This window comes from Enterococcus sp. B2E4, assembly GCF_030499455.1.
Taxonomy (GTDB): domain Bacteria; phylum Bacillota; class Bacilli; order Lactobacillales; family Enterococcaceae; genus Enterococcus_D; species Enterococcus_D casseliflavus.
The window spans coordinates 1-1,340 of record NZ_JAUKPK010000023.1; the positions used below are offsets into that span (position 1 = coordinate 1).

At 38.9% G+C, this 1,340-nt stretch carries 2 protein-coding genes; both read left to right on the top strand.

Going from position 1 to position 1,340, the window contains the following annotated elements; translation table 11 throughout:
• The coding region (locus tag Q1X33_RS14805; RefSeq protein WP_301996789.1) for a recombinase family protein at positions 1-1,042 on the top strand (1,042 nt) is incomplete at its 5' end.
• A 142-nt stretch (positions 1,043-1,184) separates the two neighbouring features.
• A partial coding sequence (locus Q1X33_RS14810; protein ID WP_301996790.1) for a helix-turn-helix transcriptional regulator occupies positions 1,185-1,340 on the top strand: 156 nt, incomplete at its 3' end.

The window sequence follows — 1,340 nt, forward strand, 5'->3', positions numbered from 1 at the left end:
ACAAGGAAAGGTGCAGGTCAACCATAAGCGATTTATGGGCTACACCAAAGATGAAGATGGAAATTTAATCATTGTTCCCGAAGAAGCTGAGATTATCAAACGCATCTACCAAGAATACCTTGAAGGTCAGAGTCTAGTAGGCATTGGTCTAGCCCTTGAAAAGGATGGTATTTTAACAGCAGCGGGAAAACCAAGATGGCGACCAGAATCAGTTAAGAAGATACTTCAAAACGAAAAATACATCGGAGATGCCCTTCTGCAAAAGACTGTCACAGTAGATTTTCTGACCAAGAAACGAGTGAAAAATGAAGGGCATGTTCCCCAATATTATGTTGAAAATAGTCATGAGGCTATCATTCCCAAAGAATTATACTTGCAGGTGCAGGAGGAAATTCATCGAAGAAGCAATATCTACACAGGAGAAGGCAAGAACAAACGAATTTACAGTAGTAAGTACGCTTTAAGTGCCATCACCTTCTGTGGGGATTGTGGCGATATTTATAGGAGAACCTATTGGAATATTCACGGCAGAAAAGAATTTGTCTGGCGATGTGTGACTAGAATCGAGCAGGGTCCTGAAGTATGTAAGAACCGAACCGTAAAAGAAGATGAACTCTATGATGCTGTAATGACTGCAATTAATAAGCTACTTGCAGGTGGGAACAATATGATAAAGACACTGGAAGAGAATATTCATGCTGTGATTGGCGAAACCACAGAGTATCAAATTTCTGAGATAAATACCTTATTAGATAAAAAACAAAAAGAACTAATTAAACTGGCTAATAAGGGCCAAGATTATGAACATCTAGCAGATGAGATTGATGAGCTGAGAGACAAGCGACAGATCCTTTTAGTAGAAGATGCCTCCCTCAGTGGCGAGAACGAGCGAATCGATGAGCTGATTGAATTTATCCTCAAGAACAAATTCCGTACCTTAGATTACGATGATAAGCTTGTAAGGAAGATAATCCAGAGCGTTACAGTCTATGAAGAACACTTCGTCATAGCCTTTAAATCTGGCATCGAAATGGAAATATGAAAACCAGAAGTAAATAGCCCATGACTCTACAGTAGAGTTGTGGGTTTTCTTTTGCTTGCTGATTGTAATAATATTTTAATAACTATTGTATTTATCAACCAAACGGTTTATAATGTTCTTAGCGTAAACTTGGAGGTGCTGTATGACTACGGCAGAAATGATTAAAGAACTGTGTGAGCAAATGAATATAAGCGTTTCTGAACTTGCCAGACGTATCGGCCAGACTCCACAAAATTTCAATAAGAAATTACAACGTGAAACGGTAACCTTGGATGAGTTGAAAGCCATCGCAGATGTA